Raw genomic sequence first — 17,888 nt, 5'->3', positions numbered from 1 at the left:
CATTGTATGAAATCAAATTCACAATCGAATAAAAAATAATGAGAAATTATAACTGGGAATATTTCAAAGCCCAGATCAATCAAAAGCTTTCGGAACCAGAAACAAAAGAAATCTACAATCAAAGAAAAATGGATGTAGAACCTGTTTTTGGATTTATGAAGGCTATTTTGGGTTTCACTCGAATGTCGGTTAGAGGCATAAATAAAGTCAAAAGAGAACTGGGCTTTGTATTAATGGCACTTAATATAAGAAAAGTAGTAGCTCAACGAGCTAACTATAATCAAAACAATAATGAAAAAGGCAATTTCTATATTATTTCAATAGAAATTGCCTTTTCTCACTTGTCCAAGAACTTTATGTCCCGGCCTCAAATTTTTCTTTTAAGCGTAGGTATTAATATTCCATACGTATTCGTTTAATCCATTTGGTTGGTCTTTTAAGCAAACATTAAAATGGCAAGTTCATACCGTTAAGCATATTTTCCATTTGTTTACGTTTACCTTTTTTGCCTTTACCGCCACCAGAAAATTGTTTCATCATTTTCTTCATCTCATTAAATTGTTTCATTAGTCTATTGACTTCTTGGACAGTTCGACCAGAACCTTTAGCAATACGTTTTTTACGGGATACATTCAATGTTTCTGGATTGTTACGCTCATTCGGTGTCATAGATTGAATAATCGCTTTGATATGGTCAATTTGTTTTTCATCCATATTTAAATTGTTAACACCTTTCATCTTGTTCATACCAGGAATCATTTTCATAACATCATCTAACGGGCCAAGATTTTTCACTTGATCTAATTGTCCTAAGAAATCTTCTAATGTAAATGACGACGTACGCATTTTCTTTTCTAAATCTTTGGCTTTGTCTTCATCCACATCTTGCTGTGCTTTTTCAATTAAGCTTAACACATCACCCATACCTAATATACGTGATGCCATACGTTCTGGATGGAAGGGTTCTAAGCCATCTAATTTTTCACTCATACCAACAAATTTAATTGGTTTTTGTGTTACCGCTCTAATTGATAATGCAGCACCACCACGTGTATCGCCATCTAATTTAGTCAACGTAACACCTGAAACCTCTAACTGTTCATCAAAAGATTGAGCGACATTAACTGCATCTTGACCAGTCATAGCATCCACAACAAGCATAATCTCATCTGGTTGTGTAATCTCTTTAACATCACTTAATTCTTCCATCAATGCTTCATCCACATGTAAACGACCTGCAGTATCAATAATCACAAAGTCTAAATGTGCTTCTTTAGCATGTTTAATTGCATTTTCTACTATTTGTTGCGGTTTTACTTGATCTCCTTCGCTATAGACAGGAATATCAATTTGTTTACCTACAGTCTGTAACTGATCAATCGCAGCTGGACGGTAAATATCTGCTGCTACTAATAAAGGTTTTTTGTTATATTTTTTACGCATTAATAATGCTAATTTACCAGCGGTCGTTGTTTTACCTGCACCTTGTAAACCAACCATCATCACTACTGTTGGTGGTTTATTAGCCATCTGAATTGTAGCATTTTCGCCACCCATCAGTTGTGTTAATTCTTCTTGTACAATCTTAATAACTTGTTGCCCAGGTGTTAATGACTTCATTACATCTGAACCTAAAGCTCGTTCTGATACGGTTTTGACAAAATCTTTTACAACTTTAAAGTTAACATCGGCTTCAAGTAATGCCAGTCTGACTTCTCGCATCATCAATTTAATATCTGCTTCTGTCACTTTTCCTTTGCCTCGGATTTTTTGCATCGTCCCTTGAAGACGATCGGACAGTCCTTCAAATGCCATATCAATACCCTCCTTTATGTGTTCTATTATTCTAAATCTTCAAGTGATTGAAGATACTGTTTTATTTTTTCTGGATCATTAACGTATTGTTTTATTTGTTCATATATATTTTGACGTTTTTCAAAGTTTTGATAAAGGCCTAATTTAGCTTCATAATCTTCTACTAAATCACCAGTTCTTCTTATGTTATCATACACTGCTTGACGGCTCACATCAAATGTATCAGCAATCTCGCTTAAAGAATAATCTTGTAAATAAAATAGTTCTAGGTAATTACGTTGCTTATCCGTTAATAGTGCTTGATAAAAATCAAACAAATAATTCATACGTATTGTTTTAATTAAATCATTTTGGCTCATCTGTATGCCCTTCATTCTGTTCATTACTATTATCTGAATGATCCTCAGATTTATCTGAACTATCAACATTTTGTTCGATCATATCAGCAAATAATCCATATACATAACTTTCGGGGTTAAATGGTTGTAAATCATCTAATTTTTCACCTAAACCAACATACTTAACTGGTATTTTAAGTTCATTACGTATCGCTAATACAATACCACCTTTTGCAGTACCGTCTAATTTAGTCAACACAATACCAGTTACATTGGTAACTTCTTTGAATGATTTAGCTTGAGATAATGCATTTTGTCCAGTGGTTGCGTCTAAGCAAAGTAAAACTTCATGTGGTGCCTCAGGTACTGCTCGACCTATGACACGTTTGACTTTTTCTAATTCATTCATTAAATTAGATTTATTTTGTAAACGACCTGCAGTATCACAAATGAGAATATCCACACCTTTACTTTTAGCTGCATTAATTGCATCATACATAACAGCTGCTGGGTCGGAACCTTCTTTTTGGCTCATTACTTCGACGCCAACACGATCTCCCCAAATTTTGAGTTGTTCGATTGCTCCTGCTCTGAATGTATCACCAGCTGCAAGCATTACTTTTTTACCTTCAGCTTGGTAACGATGCGCTAATTTACCTATCGTTGTTGTTTTCCCAACACCATTAACGCCTACCATTAAAATAACATTTAATCCTTCGTTTTCAATGTTCATAATCTCTGAATGTTCATCATCTTGGTGATATATTTCAACGATTTTTTCCACAATAACTTCTCGTAAATCTTCTGTTTCAGAAATATTACGACGTTGCGCCTCTGTACGTAACTCTTCAACAAGTTCCATTACTGTATTAAACCCAACATCTGCAGTAATTAACATTTCTTCTAACGCTTCAAAAAAATCTTCATCTACTTTACGGTATCGTGCAATTAAATTATTTAATTGTTCTTGGAAATTCTCACGTGATTTTTCTAAACCAGCTCTAAATTTTGCTCCTAATTGTTGTGCTTCAATTTCTTCAAAATCTTCAATTGAGATTAAGCCGTCGTCATCAAAATCTGCTTCTTTTAATTTCTTGGGTTTTTTGTTTTTTTCTTGTGGTTCCTCTGATACTTGAGATTGTTCTACATCTAATTCGGATTGTTGCGCTTCGTTTAGCTCGTCCTGATTATGTTTTTCTGTAGAAGATGTAAATTTATCCTTTAATCGTTTGAAAAAGCTCATACTTGTTCCTCCTTCATGACCTCATCAATAGTGTTTAAATTGACACTTACTAATTTTGATACGCCTGATTCCTGCATCGTTACACCATATAAGCAATCAGAGAACTCCATCGTGCCTTTACGGTGCGTTATAACAATAAACTGAGTTTGACTCGACAATTCTTTTAAATATTGTGCATAACGTATCACATTGGCCTCATCTAACGCAGCTTCAACCTCATCTAAAATAACAAATGGCGCAGACCTTACCTTTAAAATTGCAAATAGCAAAGCAATCGCACTTAAAGCACGCTCACCGCCACTTAATAGCGATAAGTTTTGTAATTTTTTACCAGGAGGTTGTACGATAATATCTACACCTGCTGATAAATAATCATCATCTGTCAGACGTAATTCCGCCTGTCCACCACCGAATAATGATTTAAATACTTCTGAAAAATGGCTTTGTACTGCATGAAAGGTAGTTTTAAATCTATCTTTTACCTCTTTATCCATTTCTTCTATTAGCTGTTCTAAAGTTGCTTTAGCAGCTCTTAAATCTGCACGTTGATCATTCAAGAATGTGTAACGTTCATTAATTTCTTCAAACTGCTCAATTGCATTTAAATTTACAGGACCTAATTCTTCGATTGACATTTTAGTTAATTTAACTTTTTTACGCAACGATTCAATGTCTTCTTCTAAAGTGTATAATGTGCTTGCACGTTCATATGTCAGATGGTATTGCTCACTGAGATGATCAATCGCATGGTTAATTAATACATCTAAACGAGATTGCTCAGCTTTAATGTCTTGGTAACGATTTTCGATTGATAAAATATCTTGGTTTGCTTCTTGTAATTTCTGTTCTGTCACTTCGATTGTATCATTCAACGATTGCCTTTGTGATTTAACAGTTTCTAAATCTTCCGTTAATTGGTTCTTATCACTTTTACTTTGTTCAATGTTGTTTTGAATTGTTTTAAAAGCTTTTTCCCCGGTCATTTCATCCGAATTAAATAATTCAATCTGTTCTTTTAGTTTTTGCTTTTGATCTGTGAGTTGTGTCAGTTGATTATTTAATCTCTTTTCAGATTGTTTTTGAGCGCTTAATCTCTCTTTAATCACTGCTAAATCAGATTGTTTTTGATGTAATTTTTGTTGTATTTGCGTTGTGCTTTCTTTACCTTCTTTAGACAGTTTTGTATAAAGATGGATGTCGCCTTCTAATTTTTGCAATTGTTTTTTAATGATTGCTAACTGTTCTTTTTTTTCATTTAATGTTTGCTTACTCGTTTCGCTTTGGTAGCCATCATTTTTTTCAAATTCAAATTCTTCGTGTTCATTTTTTAAATGTGCTTCTTGTTTACGTAATCTATCCAGTTCTAAATCATACTCATGAGCACGCTGTTTTATGGCATTATAATGTTGACTTGTATCAAAATAAGTATTACTTAACGCCTCAGATTCTTCTTTAATAGCTTGAAATTGCTTTTCAAATGTAACAGTTTGTTGCTGGTAATCCTCTAATTGGGCACGCATAGTCGAAAGTTCATCTTTTTGAGATAGTATGCTCTTTGTTTTACGTTCGCCACCACCAGTCATTGAACCTCCGGGATTTACGATATCTCCTTCGAGCGTTACAATGCGTGTGCGATAACGAATTTGTCTCGCTAATTCATTGGCATTTTTTAAATTATCTACAATTATTGTATTACCAAGCAGGTTTTGGATAATATGTTTATAATCCGCTTCAACTTGTATCGCGTTTGATGCAATATTGATAAACCCAGTAGCGTTTTCCGTTATATTTAAAATATCATGTGCTACGTGACGTGGTTGAATAACATTTAATGGTAAAAATGTCGCTCTACCGAGTCCGTTCTGTTTTAAATATTGTATTGCTTGTCGGCCATCCTTTTCAGAATCTACAATAATATGTTGTAAAGAAGCACCAAGTGCCGTTTCGATTGCTTTAGTTAAATTGGATGGCACATTGATTATTTCTGCAACTGCGCCTCGTATACCAGATAATTTATTGTTTTTAGCCTTCAATATATGTTTTACGCCATTAAAGAAATAACTATATTCTTCTTGTTGTGTTGCTAAACTATCAATACGTGATTTTAATTTCTCATTAAACCTATAAGCTTGGTGTAGCTTTTCTTCATGCTCGTTTTGTTGATTCTTTAGTCGTGTTAATTTCTTTTCATATTCGGCCAAATGATTTTCCGCTTTTTTAAAATCTTTATGCGCGATCATACTTTGTTTCTCTGTTTCGCTAATTTGATTTTGAATGTTTTTTAATTCTTTATATGCATCTAATAGTCGAGAATCAAGTCGAGATTGCTTATTTTCATTTTCTTGAATTGTATGTTCTAAAAAGCGAATGTCATTATTAACATCTGATTGTTCTGATATAAGTTGGTAATACTCATCTTTAATTGCTTCTAATTTTTCGTCATGTTGTTCATCAGATACATAGAGTTGTGATTCATATTGTTGTATTTCTTCATTCAACGCTTTTTGTTTCTCTTTTAACTGCGTAAGTTGTTCTTTCGCATCTACTTGCTCTTGTTGGATATTCGTAATTTGAATCTCGAGGCTTTCTTGTTCTTCTTCAAAACGCGCGTTGGTTTGTGATTGATTTTTTTTACGTTCTTCCAACACATTTAATTGACCAGCAAATTTTTCGACTTCTTCTGTTGCCTTAACGAGTTGGTAATTCAATGATTCTATTTTTTCATCTAATTGCTGTCGTTCAGATTTATATTTATTTAGTGCTTGTGTGTGTTGTACTTTTTCTGCATCTTTTGCAGCTTGTTGACTTTTCAAATGATTTAAATTTTCATCGAGCTCATGAATATTTTGGCTATATTGTTCAATATCATAAACCGTTACTAATACATCACTTTTTTCCATTTCATTAGATAAATGTTTGTATTCTTTTGCAATTGCCGCTTCCTCTCGTAAAGGTTCGACGCGACCTTCTAAATCATACAAAATATCTTCTACACGTGTAAGGTTATCTTCTGTTTGATCTAATTTTTGAACAGAATTAGCTTTTCTTTTTTTATATTTTAAAACACCCGCAGATTCTTCTAGTATTTGTCTTCTATCAATTGGCTTAGCATTGAGTATTTCATCAACCCGACCTTGAGATATAATACTAAATGCTTCTTTACCTAATCCTGAATCTAAAAATAGTTCGATAATGTCTTTGAGCCTTGCACGATCGTTATTTAAATAATATTCACTTTCTCCACTGCGGTATAAACGACGTGTCACAGCCAGTTCTTGTGTATCAACATTTAACTTACCTGAACTATTGTCTAATTTTAATCTTACTTCAGCAAAATTTTGAGCTTTTCTATGTTCAGCACCGGAAAAAATAATATCTTCCATTTTAGCACCACGTAGTGATTTAGCAGATTGTTCGCCTAACACCCACTTGATTGCATCCGTAATATTACTCTTACCACTACCATTAGGTCCTACTATTGCTGTGACGCCTTCATCAAACTGTACGTTGGTATGTTCAGCAAATGATTTAAAGCCAAAGGCATCAATTGATTTCAAATATACCATGCTATTCTCCTTTAAAGTGTTTCTTAGGTGCGGGGTAGAAACTGGGGCTTATATATGCAAATATAAAATTAGTAATTGTGACTAGTTTGAAGCACTTTATATCAAACTTTAAAGTACTATTGTAAAAGAATGCCTTCTATAGCTATCCATCTTAAAGTTAGCATCGTTTATGTGTATACTTAGAACTATGTAATACTCTTAGCTTAAGCGTTTTTCCTAGTCATCAATGCCTCAGGAAGACAACGAATTTTTTAAAAAGTTTAAATTTCTGTCTTAACCCCATCTACTCATCCTCGCATAATTAACGTGTCAATAAATTTGGTACAAATACGCTTAAATCTCAACATCTATTGTACAGTTATAATTTAATATTATATTCCAGTATTTATAACAAGTTCATTATGGTTCGTCTTTTAGAAATACTTATACATTCGTTTATTTTTACTAATGTTTAATTAAATTTTATTTATCATATATTATGAAAGTTTGCATTAATGTTGTATAGTTCACACAATGCTTTACTATTTGTTATTATAATTCTTTATTTTTCAAAAGTTTATAAGCACTTTCTGCAGCTTGTTGTTCTGATTCTTTTTTCGTTTTGCCTTTGCCTAATGCTACAGGCTTGTTTTCTAAAATAACTTCAGAAGTAAATAAACGGTGATGTGCTGGTCCTTCCTCATTTACTAAACGATAAGTTACATCACCTTTATTTTGTCGATGCACAAACTCTTGGAACTGCGTTTTAAAATCGACGACGCCATCTAACTCATCTTCTTCTACAAATGGGAATATAACATTCTCTGCAAATTTCCACACCGACGTTAATCCTTGGTCTAAATATAGTGCACCTACAAATGCTTCAAAGGCATCTGATACAAGAGAGGGTCTTGTTCTGCCTCCTGTTTTTTCTTCCCCTTTACCCAATAAGATTAGGTCATGCAATTCAATTTTATTTGCGAATATTACAAGTGAGGGCTCACAAACAATTGTCGCACGCATTTTCGTTAAATTACCTTCAGGCAACTCTGGATATTTATCAAACAAATAGCGTGAAACCGTCAATTCTAATACCGCGTCTCCTAAAAACTCTAAACGTTCATTATGTTCTAATCGATTCATATTAAAATCATTAATGAAGCTCGAATGTGAAAAGGCTTGTTGGTATAAATCCACCTTATCAAAGGGTAAATCTAATTCTTGCATTTTTTTAGAAAATTTTTCTTGGAATGCTTTAACCATTTCCATTTTTTTATGATTCGCCAATACATTTCCTCCTCAGTCAATCTTAATTTTGATTGTACTTATGCATTTACATTTTACGTGAATTTATTATAAAACTAAAGGAAAAACTGTTAATGATGCGCTATTTTATCCATAAATAAAAAGCCCAACAGGTGTTATATTTTCTAGTAAGCAATTTTGCCTAAACTTCCTATGCTAACCTCTAAATCATACAGAAATAGGTGGCAACGTTTCAAAAACAACAAATTTTTACTAAATTCTTTTTAAAATAAAAAATCTGAGCCGTAAAATCCACGACTCAGATATTTGCTCATTATTTTTCCATACTATTGATAAAGTTAACTGCATCACCAACAGTGTTGATTTTTTCTGCTTCTTCATCTGGAATTTCAGTACCAAATTCATCTTCTAATTCCATAACTAATTCAGCAATATCAAGTGAGTCAGCGCCCAAATCATCTTTAAATGAAGCATCTTGAGTTACTTTTTCAGCGTCAACACCTAAGCGGTCAACGATGATATCTTTTACTTTGTCGAAGTTTTCCACGTCGATTCACCTCCTTTAAAAAGTCTATAATAGACTTTTATATTTTCCCATGTTATCAATCGAAATACAAGTAGTATTTAATGAAATGGGGTTGTTATAAATATAATTTATTGAACCACAATTTTTTAGATGCTTTTCAATTAAAAATGAGTATTGAATGCATCATATACCTTAGAGCATGCCATACATTTTCAAGTCACTTCAAGTGATACAAAAATGATTTTCACGTCGTCTGGTATATTATTCCATAAACATGCCACCGTTAACGTGTATCGTTTGACCAGTGATATATTTCGCTTTATCTGATGCTAAAAATGACACAGTATTAGCGATATCTTTATCCTCTCCGAATCTTGATAATGGAATTTGTTCAAGCATTTGATCTTTAAGATCTTCACTTAACGCATCAGTCATATCAGATACGATAAATCCTGGCGCGACAGCATTCACTGTAATATTTCTTGAAGCAAGTTCTTTGGCTGCTGATTTTGTTAAGCCAATCACACCTGCTTTTGTCGCTACATAATTAGCTTGTCCAGGATTTCCTACTGCACCAACTACGCTGGATAAATTGATAATTGATCCGCTTTTTTGTCTTAACATTTGTGGCGTTACTTTTTGGATACAATTAAATACGCCTTTTAAATTAGTATCAATAACGTCATCCCATTCACTTTCTTTCATGCGCATTAATAAATTATCTCTTGTTATACCAGCATTATTAACAAGTACATCCACTGTACCAAACTGACTAACAACTTCTTTAATCATTGCTTTTACTTCATCACCATTTGCAACGTTAGCTTGAATCGCAAAACTTTCTACACCTTTTGCTTTGATTTCTTCTACCACAGCATCTGCTTTTGCTTTATTCCCAGCGTAATTAACAACAACATTGTAGCCTTCCTCAGCTAATTCAACTGCTATACTACGGCCGATACCTCTAGATGCTCCAGTTACTAATGCATTTTTAGTCATTTTCATTCCACCCTTTTACATCTTCTAATGTTTGAATTGAAGTAAGTTTTACATCTTTACTTAGCTTTTTAATTAAACCTGAAAGTACTTTACCAGGCCCAATTTCGATAAAATGATCAACGCCTTGGTCGATTAACCATTTTGTTGAATCTATAAATTGAACTGGAGAATACAATTGTTTAATCATATTATCTTTAATTGTTTTAGCATTCGTTTCACCTTTAGCGTTTACATTTTGAACGACTGGAAATGATGCATCACGCCATTCAAATTGTTCAATATAGTTGGCAAAGTCTGCTTCAATCACTTGCATCATTGATGAATGGAAAGGACCAGATACTGCTAAAGTCATCACGCGTTTAGCACCCATGGACTTCCCTTCAGCAGCAAGTTTATCGATCAATGTTTTATGGCCTGAAACAACAATTTGTCCAGGCGCATTTATATTCGCTGGTTCAATGATTTCATCATCTGTCGAAAGTTCTTTACAAATTTCATCCACCTCATTGTAGTCGAGACCCAACACAGCTGCCATACTACCTACACCATCTGGAAAAGCAGCTGCCATGAGTTGCCCACGTTTGCGAACAATTTTCACCGCATCTTCAAAATTCAATACACCACTTGCTACTAAGCTTGCATATTCTCCTAAGCTATGTCCCATCGTATAATCTACATCAACGTGCTCTAACGCGTTTAATAATGCTATACTGTGAGTTAATAAAGCAGGTTGTGTATTTTCAGTTTGGCCTAATTTGTCTTCAACATCTTCAAACATAGTTTCTAGAATATCAAAGTCCATTTGCGCTTGAGCTTCATTAAGAATAGACGTAGCTTTTTCATCATTGTTAAATAAGTCGTTAGCCATACCAACTTTTTGTGATCCTTGTCCCGGGAAAATAATTGCTGTTTTACCCATTTTCTGTCCCCACCGTTTCTCTCATTGTATTTACAATGTTTAATTCTCCAGCAACTTTAGCTTGACGAATCGCTGAATAAAATGCTTTTGCATTTGAACTACCATGCGCTTTCACGACAATACCATTTAACCCTAACAATACTGAACCGCCATACTCGGCATAATCCATTTTCGAAGTTAAATCATTCAAATCTTTACGCAACACAAGCGCTGCTAATTTGTTTTTAAAACTACTCAAAAGCGTAGATTTAAGCATTTTTCCTATAGATTTTGCTACACCTTCTAGATTTTTTAGAATCATGTTTCCAGTATAACCATCTGTTACAACTACGTCTGCAGCATCATCCATTAATGCTTTAGCTTCAACATTTCCAGAAAAATGAAAACCTTGTTGTTCTTCCATTAAGTGATATGCTTTTTTAGTTAATGTATTTCCTTTTGCTGCTTCTGTACCAATATTAAGTAATGCAACAGAAGGTTGTTCAATATTTCGGATTTTTTGTGCATAAATATTACCTAATTGTGCATATTGTAATAAATGCTCTGCTTTTGCATCAGCATTTGCGCCTACATCCATAAATACGAAACCTTTACCTGAAACAGTTGGTAAAGTTAATACTAATGCTGGTCTTTCAACACCTTTTATTCTACCTACGATAAATAATCCAGCAGACATTAAAGCGCCCGTGTTTCCTGCTGAAACACAACCGTCCGCTTCACCAGATTTCACCGCTTCTGCCATACGCACCATTGAACTATCTTTTTTTCTTTTGATTGCTCTAACAGGTTCGTCTTCCATTGTTATCGCTTCTGTACAGTGACGCACTTCCACGCGTCCGTGGTTAATGTCACATTTATTTTGGTCACCGAATAATATTATTTCTAAATCTTTAAAATCTTTGACCGCTTTTTCAACAGCTTCAAGAACGATGCCAGGCGCATCATCGCCACCCATCATGTCGATAGCTATTTTAACCATTTTGTTCATCCTCACTTGTATAATACATTTTAAAAGTACCCTTAAATACCAAAGTATCTTTGACGTACGAACATACTTTTATCATGAAATATTTATCTGTTATTTCAACAGCCTTTGCTTCTGCACGTACTGTATCATTTAACTTAACTTGTTTTAAAAATGTAACGTTACTTTCTTTAGTTAACACAACTGGTTTATGTATAAGTGCCACACATAGTGAATTAGCTTGAGCAAATAATACATGCCCTCTAGCAATCTCATTTCTAGTAAATACTGAATCTTCATCAATATTAATAAGAGAGATCGCTTGATGATCTGGTTCTACGTTGATCACATCACCTATGATTTCACTTCCATCAATAGATCGAATACTTTCGTGATTTTTTCTAGCAACAGATTTAATTCTTTTTCTTAACTCGGGAATATTTAAGTATGTACGATCCAATCTAATTGTTTGAATACTGACCGAAAAAAGAATACTCAAATCAAGATCCGTAATAAAGGGGTTTTTTTCTATTTCTTTTTTAATTGCCTCACGACGTTCCTGTTTTTTTAACTTCATAGTATTCTATCTCCCTATTTTTAGTACCAAGTCTTAAACATTCCTAACATATCATAACACTTTCTATTTCAATTGCTCAACTAAAAACGTACTACTTTTTATCATTCTATTTACTCAATTCTCAGTTCTTTCATTTCAAGCTTTATTTTAATAATTTCAAAAATAACATACAAACCACAAAGTTTTTATGTTAAATTAAATAAAAATATAATGTTTAATTAAAAAAGATGTATTTTATATATTAAATAATTTCATTAGAAATAATTGATTATTCATTTTATAATAAAGGGGTTAAGAACAATGAAAAAAGCAATAACAAGCACGCTACTCTCTGCTACATTATTCACATCTACTTCGGCCTTTAGTTTTGCAAAAGAAACAAATAGTGTGGTGCCAGAACAATTGGAATCATCAGACTCAACACATATTTCTAACCATACTGATGTAGAAAATTACTTACAAAATAACGCCTCATCTATCATTAATCGAAACCAGAAAACTAAAAATGAATCAATCAGTAAAAATGCGTTTAAACAATACAAAGTAATCAATAAAAACGTTGACACCACTGGCGCTTCACATTATGAGTTAAAACCAAAAATCAATAATATATTAGCGAATGATAGCACCATTAAAGTACATGTGAATCAACAAGGCAACGTCTCACTTATAAATGGGCATATCCATAGACAGCACATTGACATTAAAAACAAAGCTAACATATCACCATCCAAAGCTGAAAATTTAGCTTTTCAAGCAATTGGTAAACAAAAAAATGAAGTTAAAAATCTAAAAGGTTATAAAATTGTAACTCAAAATCAACTAGATATTAATAGTGAAAAAGGCAAATTAATACATAATATCGAATTAAATTATTTATCTCCTAAAGCCGCGCATTGGAAGATACAAGTCGATGCGAGCACCGGAGAGATTATAAAAAAACAAAACCTAATAAAACATGCAACAGCAGAAGGTTCTGGCACAGGCGTTAATGGTGATAAAAAATCTCCACTTTACTTAAGCAATGACAACGGACAATATTCATTAAACGACACAAGCAAAGATACTCATATCGAAACCAAAACAGCGAATGAAACTACAGATCAGTTTTCACCAATCACCCATGATTCAAATAATTTTGACAAAGATATTCAACGCGCAGGCGTCGACGCACATTTTTATGCAAACGAAGTTTATGATTATTATTTAGACAAATACGATAGAGAAAGCTATGACAATAAAGGCGCAAATATTAACTCTGTCGTACATTATGATAAAAATTATAATAACGCTGCATGGACTGGACAATATATGATTTATGGCGATGGTGATGGTAAAACATTTAACCCACTATCAGGTGCTAAAGATATCGTAGGGCACGAATTAACACATGCCGTAACAGAAGAAACTGCTAATTTAGAGTACACAAATCAATCAGGCGCTTTAAATGAATCATTTTCAGACGTATTTGGCTATTTCATCGATCCAGATAACTGGCTAATGGGCGAAGATGTTTATACACCGAATCAAGATGGAGATGCTTTAAGAAGCTTACAAAATCCAGAAAAATATGATCAACCAGCACACATGAATCAATTTTATACTGGAACTGATGATAACGGGGGCGTACATATTAATAGTGGCATTCCAAATAAAGCTGCGTATCTTACAATCCAATCTATTGGCAAAGATAAAGCAGAACAAATTTACTACCTAGCATTAACGCAATATCTATCATCAAATGCTGAATTTACAGATGCAAAAATAGCATTAAAACAAGCTGCCAATGAACTATATGGCAAGAATGGTAACGAATCAAAAGCAATTGAACAAGCTTGGAATGATGTCGGCGTTAAATAAATGAATATATTTTCATTAAATAATAAACAGCAGTGTAGCGCTTTTAAAGCGTTTCTACACTGCTGTTTGAAATATATGAACTTACTACATGCGCATTGAACGCTTAATCAAAACTCGTATATAGCAAATTATTCTCGACAAATGTTCTAAGTCGTTCATATTCAGGTTCAAAAAATGTACCTGACTGAATAAGTTCTGCTGCTTCATCTCTAGCTACTTCTAGCATTTTATAATCTTCTACTACATTCGCTACCAAGAAATCTGGCAACCCGCTTTGTTTAACACCAAAGAAATCACCAGGACCTCTCATTTCTAAGTCACGCTCACTTAACTCAAAACCATCTGTAGTTTGTGTCATTATATTCATGCGTTCAATACCTGTTTCAGTCTTTGGTGAAGCAATTAATACACAATAACTTTGTTGTTCACTTCGTCCAACACGACCTCTTAACTGATGCAACGTTGATAACCCAAAACGATCTGCATCGTAGATCATCATAAATGTTGCATTTGGTACATTAACGCCAACTTCAACGACTGTAGTAGAAACTAAAATATCAATCTCATGATTACTAAACTGTTGCATCACATGATCTTTTTCTTCAGAAGTTAATTTACCATGAAGTAAGCCTACTTTATTTGAACCATAATAAGCTTGCATAGATTCAAATAATGCCACGACATTTTGTACGTCTTCCAAATGTTCGGAACTCTCTATTAAGGGGCATATCACATAAGCTTGTCTACCTTTGTGCAATTCAACGGTCATTTGGTGCAAGACACTTTCATACGCCTCATGCTTAGACCAAGACGTAATAATAGGTTTTCTTCCTTTTGGTAATTGCTTAATTGATGAAACATCCATTTCTCCAAATACAGAAATTGCTAAAGTTCTAGGAATAGGCGTTGCAGTCATAAATAATACGTTAGTCATAGCGCCTTTTTCTCTCAATAGTTGACGTTGGTTAACGCCAAATCGATGTTGTTCATCTGTAATTACAAGCCCAACGTTGTTAAATACAACATCGTCTTGTATTAACGCATGTGTCCCAATGATACAATCTATTTCATTGTTTTCGAGTTGTTCCAATAATAATTTCCTTTTTTTACCTTTAACTGAACCTGTTAATAAGGCAATGTTCATTCGATCACCAAATATTTCAGCTAAACTTTCAGCATGTTGCTCTGCAAGGATTTCAGTAGGTACCATCAATGCAGATTGATAACCAGCTGTTTTTAATGCATACATACAAATAGCAGCCACTACTGTTTTGCCTGAACCTACATCCCCTTGTAAAAGCCGATGCATACGAAGCGGAGCTTTTAAATCTCTAAAGATTTCATTTACACTTTGTTTCTGGGCATCAGTCAATTCAAAAGGTAAATCTTCTATAAAATTTTTAACTAAATGAATATCATAATCAATTTCAATTGCTTCATCCGATGTTTTCTCGAGTCGATTTAACCATTGCATTCTTAATTCGAACATAAATAATTCTATAAACGCATATGTTCTTCTTGCCCTTAACAATGATTTCTTGTCAGGTGCCATATGCAATGTTTTAATTGTATCTTCAAGCGTTTCAAGTTTATATTTCTGTCTTAATGTTTTAGACAGCCACTCATGGATAGTCACATGATCTAACACTTGACGAATCATATCGCGAAGCGGTTTTTGTTTAATACCTTCTTTAATGCGGTAAACAGGTTCAAATTGCGCACCCTCTATGACTTGTTGGTTAAAGAACATTCGGTTCCCATTAATTTCTTGTTTGTTTCTATTCCATTTCCCTTTAATTGTAATCGTTTGATGTAGCTCAATTTTCTTTTTTAAATAAGGTTGATTGAAGAATACGCATTTTACAGCAATATTATTAACCATTAAATGGACAGTTAGCTTAGATTTGTTTCTACCAAAAAAAGCGACAGTAGGTGTGGAATAAACTTCCCCAACAACTGTCACCATCGCTTGATCTTCTGCCTCATTTAAGTCAACTACAGTATTATCTTCATAACGCGTTGGTAAATATAAGATTAAATCCTCTACTGTATAAATATTTAATTCATTTAATACCGATAAGCGTTTTGGACCTAAACCTTTTATTTCAGCTAAAGGAAATGGACTTTCTATTAAATTGACTTTTGACATTTTAATCACCAAATATTTCTTGTTTTAAACGCTGCCCTGTTGGTGTGCCTGCTAAGCCGCCACGCCCAGTTTCACGTAATGCAGAAGGCATTGTTTGACCAATCTTATACATTGCTTCAATAACTTCATCCGTAGGTATTCTAGAAGTTACACCTGCTAACGCCATATCTGCTGATACAATAGCATTAGACGCGCCAGCAGCATTTCTTTTAACACATGGTACTTCTACTAAACCTGCTACTGGATCACATACTAAACCTAGCATATTTTTCAAACAAATTGCAAAAGCTTCAGAAGATTGTTGAGGTGTGCCACCTGCTAGTTCAACAGTTGCACCTGCTGCCATGGCAGCTGCCGAACCCACTTCCGCCTGACAACCTCCAGCTGCGCCTGAAATAGAAGCATTATTTGCAACTACAAATCCAAAGGCGCCAGAGCTAAGTAAGAAGTTCAACATATCTTTACGTGTAGGCTCAAGACGGGGTTTTAATCCAAATAAAACACCTGGAACCACACCTGCAGAACCAGCCGTTGGTGTAGCACAAATTTTACCCATTGCAGCATTGACTTCATTTGTTGCCACTGCCTTACTAACAGCATCTAATAATGTAGGCCCTGCTAAAGATTTTCCTGTTTTTAAGTATGCTTTAATTAATACCGCATCCCCACCGGTTAAACCAGTCGTGGATGTTACACCTTCTAATCCTTCATCTAAAGCATTTTCCATCGTTTGTAAGTTTTTATCCATATGTGCATATATTTCATCTTCTGATAATCCTGTAACTTCCATTTCTTGCTCTAGCATCACTTCATAGATTTTTTTATTTTCTGCCTCACATTTTTCAATAAGCTCTTTCACGCTTTTAAACATTGATATCCCTCCATTAAGCGTCGCCCATGAGTGAGACTGTCACTACACCATCGACGTTTTTAATTTTTTCTATTATTTCATCATTTATAGCATCGTCTAATTCACAAGTCATCAAGGCTTGGTCACCTTTTTCTTTTCTTGAAACTTGCATACTCCCCACATTGATACTCGAATCACCTAATATATTAGCTACGCGACCAATCGTGCCAAATGTATCTTTATGGAATACTAAAAGTGCTGGGTAATTGCCACTAATTGCAATACTAAATCCATTAATCGCGACAACTTCTATTTTGCCACCACCGATAGATACGCCTTCTACAGAAATTTCTTTATCTCCATCTCGCATATTAATCATAGCAGTATTAGGATGAGAACGTTCTTCTGTCATTTCAATAAAATTAACTTTCATTCCAATGTCCTCAGCAGTTTCTATGCTTTTTTGGATTCGATCGTCATCTGTATCATAACCTAATAGACCACCAACAAGAGCAACATCGGTACCGTGGCCTTTATATGTTTCCATAAATGAACCATAAAGGTATATATCAACTTGTTTTGGTGTTTCATTGAATAAGTCTCTAGCCACTAATCCAATCCTAACTGCACCCGCTGTATGTGACGATGATGGACCAACCATTGTCGGTCCAATGATATCGAAAACTGTTTTATATTTCATAAATTATACCCCGCCCTTATTTTTAATTGTTCTAAAGTGTTGCGCTTACATTTTATGGCATCTATATTATTATAACAAGTTAACTTAACATAATAAACTAATTCTGGTTGTGCTGCTTTTAATTTAATATTACCCAA

Annotated in this window: 14 protein-coding genes and 1 pseudogene; 2 read left to right on the top strand and 13 right to left on the bottom strand. The window is 34.0% G+C overall.

The features are described from left to right. Window positions 1-397, top strand: a pseudogene (locus KA894_RS05295) (transposase); the annotation flags it as partial. A gap of 50 nt (window positions 398-447) precedes the next feature. On the opposite strand, the gene ffh reads toward KA894_RS05295, so the two are convergent. From ffh to fapR, 10 genes are all read right to left on the bottom strand, one after another. Then, window positions 448-1,815 carry a signal recognition particle protein gene (gene ffh / locus KA894_RS05290; RefSeq protein ID WP_096810117.1) on the bottom strand — a complete coding sequence of 456 codons (1,368 nt, stop codon included), beginning with the start codon at window positions 1,813-1,815 and terminating at the stop codon, window positions 448-450. Between the two features lie 26 nt (window positions 1,816-1,841). Beyond that, window positions 1,842-2,174 (bottom strand): putative DNA-binding protein, encoded by a 333-nt coding sequence (locus tag KA894_RS05285; RefSeq protein WP_119488123.1) that lies wholly within the window; start codon window positions 2,172-2,174, stop codon window positions 1,842-1,844. Then, the gene (gene ftsY / locus KA894_RS05280) at window positions 2,161-3,396 is read right to left on the bottom strand and encodes a signal recognition particle-docking protein FtsY (RefSeq protein WP_096810120.1); all 1,236 of its coding nucleotides are present in this window, start codon (window positions 3,394-3,396) and stop codon (window positions 2,161-2,163) included. Before ftsY ends, KA894_RS05285 begins: the two co-directional genes overlap by 14 nt. Further along, complete coding sequence (gene smc / locus KA894_RS05275; RefSeq protein WP_103373754.1) at window positions 3,393-6,962, bottom strand: chromosome segregation protein SMC; 3,570 nt, start codon at window positions 6,960-6,962, stop codon at window positions 3,393-3,395. Before smc ends, ftsY begins: the two co-directional genes overlap by 4 nt. 531 nt (window positions 6,963-7,493) lie before the next feature. Further along, window positions 7,494-8,210: a ribonuclease III gene (gene rnc / locus KA894_RS05270; RefSeq protein WP_369967697.1), complete on the bottom strand. Its 717-nt coding sequence runs from the start codon at window positions 8,208-8,210 to the stop codon at window positions 7,494-7,496. Between the two features lie 310 nt (window positions 8,211-8,520). Then, window positions 8,521-8,754 carry an acyl carrier protein gene (locus tag KA894_RS05265; protein WP_019467939.1) on the bottom strand — a complete coding sequence of 78 codons (234 nt, stop codon included), beginning with the start codon at window positions 8,752-8,754 and terminating at the stop codon, window positions 8,521-8,523. 240 nt (window positions 8,755-8,994) lie between these two features. Beyond that, window positions 8,995-9,732 (bottom strand): 3-oxoacyl-[acyl-carrier-protein] reductase, encoded by a 738-nt coding sequence (gene fabG, locus KA894_RS05260; protein WP_096810124.1) that lies wholly within the window; start codon window positions 9,730-9,732, stop codon window positions 8,995-8,997. Next, entirely contained in the window at window positions 9,725-10,651 is a 927-nt protein-coding gene (fabD, locus tag KA894_RS05255) for an ACP S-malonyltransferase (RefSeq protein ID WP_096810125.1), read from the bottom strand. The genes fabG and fabD overlap by 8 nt, the downstream gene beginning before the upstream one ends. After that, window positions 10,644-11,630 (bottom strand): phosphate acyltransferase PlsX, encoded by a 987-nt coding sequence (gene plsX, locus KA894_RS05250; RefSeq protein WP_096810126.1) that lies wholly within the window; start codon window positions 11,628-11,630, stop codon window positions 10,644-10,646. Before plsX ends, fabD begins: the two co-directional genes overlap by 8 nt. Further along, window positions 11,623-12,192: a transcription factor FapR gene (gene fapR, locus KA894_RS05245; RefSeq protein ID WP_096810127.1), complete on the bottom strand. Its 570-nt coding sequence runs from the start codon at window positions 12,190-12,192 to the stop codon at window positions 11,623-11,625. The genes plsX and fapR overlap by 8 nt, the downstream gene beginning before the upstream one ends. A 300-nt stretch (window positions 12,193-12,492) precedes the next feature. On the opposite strand from fapR, the gene KA894_RS05240 reads away from it, so the two are divergent. After that, window positions 12,493-14,052 carry a M4 family metallopeptidase gene (locus tag KA894_RS05240; RefSeq protein ID WP_119488122.1) on the top strand — a complete coding sequence of 520 codons (1,560 nt, stop codon included), beginning with the start codon at window positions 12,493-12,495 and terminating at the stop codon, window positions 14,050-14,052. 103 nt (window positions 14,053-14,155) lie between these two features. Here the strand turns inward: KA894_RS05240 and recG are convergent, their stop codons facing one another. Genes recG through sdaAB form a run of 3 tightly spaced genes read right to left on the bottom strand, consistent with a single transcriptional unit; the run spans window position 14,156 to window position 17,751 of the window. Further along, complete coding sequence (gene recG, locus KA894_RS05235; protein ID WP_096810129.1) at window positions 14,156-16,201, bottom strand: ATP-dependent DNA helicase RecG; 2,046 nt, start codon at window positions 16,199-16,201, stop codon at window positions 14,156-14,158. Window position 16,202: 1 nt separating this feature from the next. Further along, window positions 16,203-17,072: an L-serine ammonia-lyase, iron-sulfur-dependent, subunit alpha gene (sdaAA, locus tag KA894_RS05230; protein WP_096810130.1), complete on the bottom strand. Its 870-nt coding sequence runs from the start codon at window positions 17,070-17,072 to the stop codon at window positions 16,203-16,205. A gap of 13 nt (window positions 17,073-17,085) precedes the next feature. Then, window positions 17,086-17,751, bottom strand: coding sequence for an L-serine ammonia-lyase, iron-sulfur-dependent subunit beta (gene sdaAB / locus KA894_RS05225; protein ID WP_096810131.1), 666 nt, complete (start codon window positions 17,749-17,751; stop codon window positions 17,086-17,088). Window positions 17,752-17,888: the final 137 nt, after the last annotated feature.

The organism is Staphylococcus sp. GDY8P131P, from assembly GCF_017891975.1.
Taxonomy (GTDB): Bacteria; Bacillota; Bacilli; order Staphylococcales; family Staphylococcaceae; genus Staphylococcus; species Staphylococcus nepalensis.
This window is presented reverse-complemented; position numbering and strand designations above follow the sequence as displayed.